The sequence below is a fragment of the Stenotrophomonas sp. STEN021 genome (genome assembly GCF_056760175.1).
In genome coordinates this window covers 1-3127 of sequence record NZ_JBRREH010000157.1, presented here as the reverse complement: position 1 = coordinate 3127, position 3127 = coordinate 1, and the positions used below count along the sequence as shown (strand labels likewise).

The window sequence follows — 3127 nt, the reverse complement described above, 5'->3', positions numbered from 1 at the left end:
CCCTCTTAGGGCCGCGCTTGTGCGGGCGTCCTAGGGGCTGTTTGTCGCCGCCCCCCCCCGCCCCCCGCCTCCGGCGCGCGCCACTACATGGGCCAAAAAAAGCCCGGGCACTGCCCGGGCTTTTCAGTAAACAAACCAGCCGGCCTTACTCGATCGGCTGTTCCAGCATCAGCTGGCGTGCGAAACGCACCGGCGGTGCGCCATAGGACAGAATCTGGTCGTGGTAGGCCTTCAGGTTGAAGTTGGCGCCCTGCTTTTCCTGCACGGCCTTGCGGGTGTCGAAGTGCTCCTGCGCGCCGACGAAGTAGGTCGGTAGCTGGGCGGAAGTGAGCTGCGCGCGCACCCACTTGCCGGAGGCTTCGCTTTCCTGCTGGAAGGCGTCGTGGGTCATCAGCTGCATGGCCTGCTCGCGGCTCCAGTTGTCCACGTGCACACCCTGGTCGAGGATGGCATTGGCGATGGTGCGCAGGTAGAACTTCAGCTGCACCAGGTGGAACAGCGGGTCGTTGTCCAGGTAACCCTGTTCCTGCATCATGCGTTCGGTGTAGACCGCCCAGCCTTCTGCAAACAGGCCCGAGCGCAGTACCGCACGCAGCGTCGACGGGAACTTGCCCGAGTGCCAGCCTTCCAGGTAGTGGCCCGGCGTGCCTTCGTGGATGGACAGCAGGTGGATCATGCGGCTGTTGTATTCGCGCAGGAAGGAGTCCACCTGCTTGTCGTTCCAGTCATCCGGAATCGGCGAGACCGCGTAGAAGGTCTTCAGGTTCTTGTCCAACGGGCCCGGCGAGTCGCAATAGGCCACGGCCACGCCGCGCTGGAATTCCGGCATCAGGATGATGTCGACCGGCGCGTCGGGCAGGGTCATCAGGTCATGCTTGCGCACGAACTCGGTGGACTGGTCCAGCGCCGCCTTGGCGTCGTCAACCACCTTGTCGCGGGCAGGCTTGTCGGCATAAGCCAGTTCCAGTGCGGCCTCGATCGCCTTCTGCTGCTGGTCGTCGGTCGGGTTGGCCGGCATTTCCGGGGCGCCCGGCTTGTCCTTCAACACCACCTGGGCGATGCCGTACATGTCCTTGCGCACGCGGGTCAGCTCGGCGCGGGCGCGCTCGCCGATCTCGGCGCGCGACAGCGAGGAGTTGAGCGAGAACTTCAGCTTCTGGTCGTATTTCTCCGCACCGATGCGGAACTCGCCCTTGGCGTTGGGCACCAGGGTCTTGTCCAGCCAGGTCTGCTGTTCTTCGACTGCCGTGGTCAGTTTGGCGATGGCGGCCTTCAGGCGTTCCTGGTCGGCGGCTTCGAGCTGGCCGATGTTGGGCACGATGAAGGTTTCAACCAGGCTGAGGATGCCGCGGTTCTGCTTGGCCACGGTTTCGGCGTGGATCTTCGGCACGCGCGCCGGGTCGAGGTTGGCGCGGGCGGCGGCGAAGATCTGCGGGATCAGCTCGATGCGCGCGGTGGCCGACTTCAGGCGCTCCGGCAGCGGCGCGAATTCGCGCGCCATCAGGCCGTAGATGGCGCTGCCGGCCAGACCGTTATAGACCTGCGGGTCCCACTTCCACGACTGCATGGTTTCGTTGGACCAGATGTCCGACTGCAGCTGGTTGCGCAGGATGGCGGCATCCACCTGGTTCTCGCGGCCGAGCTTGCTGACGTCGAGCTTGTCCAGCTCGGCAAGCAGGGCCTTGCTGGCTTCCAGGCTCTTCTGCTGGCCGGCGGCGCTGAGGTCATCGAGCTGGCTATCGTAGCGGTGGTCGCCGATCTGGGTGGCGCTGACCGGGGACAACTGCATCCAGGTGTCCAGAGCCTTCTTCGACAGCTCGGCGAACTGGGCGTCCGCCTGGGACTGCCCAGCCTGCTCGGTGGAGGTGGACGGTGCGGTCGGGGCGTCGCCGCTCTGGCAGCCGGCGAGGCTGGCGAGCAGGGCGGCGGCGAGCAGGTGCTTGCGCATCGGTGATCCTGTTGCTGAGGGAATCCCCGAGCATAGGCGGACTGGGCCGCTGCCGCACATGCCGTTGGTTGGTGGCGATTTGCCGAAAGAGGTGGCTCAGCGCAGCCGGGCCCGCTGTGGCCTGGCTAAGCGCAGCGCACTCGGGGATGGGGTGAACCGGGTGGATAAAGACCTCGGATGCGCTGCGCTTCCCCGAGCTGCGTCGCTCTGCACAAAATTTTAGCCTTCGTATTCAGCCATGTCGCTATGCTGCCGCGACCAAACCACCTGGAACATGGACGCATGAAGCAACTGCACGGAAGTACCTTGACCCTCGCACTGGGTGCACTGCTCGCGCTCACCGGTTGTGCCAAGCACGATATGGCGGCCGAAAGCGCAGCGGTGGCGGCCGATGCGGTGCAGTCGCCGGAAGGCGCATTCCTGGCCTACGAGCACACGGTGCAGCTGCAGTTGCCGGGCACGGACATCGCGTCGAGGGTGAAGGCGGTATCCGATGCCTGCCAGAGCGCGAAGTTCGGTGACTGTGCGGTGCTCAACGTGTCCCAACAGGGCGGCGATACGCCGCGCGGTTCGATCAAGGTGCGGGTCGCGCCAAAGGGCGTGGAGCCGCTGATCGCGTTGGCCAGTGACAAGGGCGAGGTGACCACGCGCAATACCGAGGCCGAGGACCTGGCCCAGCAGGTTGCCGATACCCGATTGATGCAGGACCGCCTGAAGGCCGAGCACGAACGCCTGATCGAGTACCAGCAGCGGCGTGACCTGGAGGTTGCTGATCTGCTGACGATTTCCCAACGTCTCTCGGAGATCGAAGCCGGGCTGCAGCAGGCCAACCGCGATGCGGCCCAGCAGCACCGTCGTATCGACACGCAGCTGGTCACCATCAACATCGAATCGACCAACAGCCAGCGCAATCGCAGCGAAATCGGCCAGGCGTTCGGCGATTTTGGAGAGATATTCAGCACCAGCCTGGCCTATGTGATCCGCATCGCTGCAGGCTTGTTGCCGGTGATCCTGATCGGCGGCTTCCTGGCGTGGCTGGTACGCCTGTGGTGGCGCCGCCGCAGGAAGCAGTAATCCTTGGCTTTGTGGGAGCGGCGTAAGCCGTGAAGCTGGCGATGCTTCAGATCGTCCGCTTCCCCGCGGAGGGCCGAGCGACCCCCCCCCCACGCCGCTCAAGCA

General features: G+C 65.1%; 2 protein-coding genes. One reads left to right on the top strand and one right to left on the bottom strand.

Annotated elements, in window-relative coordinates:
* Positions 1 to 145: 145 nt before the first annotated feature.
* Positions 146 to 1948 (bottom strand): DUF885 domain-containing protein, encoded by a 1803-nt coding sequence (locus ACVOL0_RS20235; RefSeq protein WP_481550606.1) that lies wholly within the window; start codon positions 1946 to 1948, stop codon positions 146 to 148.
* Positions 1949 to 2230: 282 nt separating this feature from the next.
* Between ACVOL0_RS20235 and ACVOL0_RS20230 the strand changes: the two genes are divergently transcribed.
* Positions 2231 to 3022 (top strand): DUF4349 domain-containing protein, encoded by a 792-nt coding sequence (locus ACVOL0_RS20230; RefSeq protein ID WP_481550605.1) that lies wholly within the window; start codon positions 2231 to 2233, stop codon positions 3020 to 3022.
* The last annotated feature ends 105 nt before the right edge of the window (positions 3023 to 3127 follow it).